Raw genomic sequence first — 255 nt, forward strand, 5'->3', positions numbered from 1 at the left:
TCACCGCGTGCTGCTCGGCGATGCCCACGTCGAAGGTCCGCTCCGGGTGCGCCTTGGCGAACAGGTCGATGCCCGTGCCCCCCGGCATCGCCGCGGTGATCGCCACCACCTTCTCGTCCGCGTCCGCCGCTTTGATCAGGCTCTCGCCGAACACCCGGGTGTAGGCCGGCGCGTTCGGCTTGGCCTTGGCCTGCACCCCCGAGACCACGTCGAACTTCACCACCCCGTGGTAGCGGTCGGCCGAGGCCTCGGCCG

General features: G+C 71.4%; 1 pseudogene. It reads right to left on the minus strand.

The annotated features are described in order from the left end of the window. Nucleotides 1–255 (minus strand): annotated as a pseudogene (locus ACLBXP_RS26130) (1-deoxy-D-xylulose-5-phosphate synthase); the annotation flags it as partial.

The organism is Methylobacterium sp. A54F, assembly GCF_053346035.1.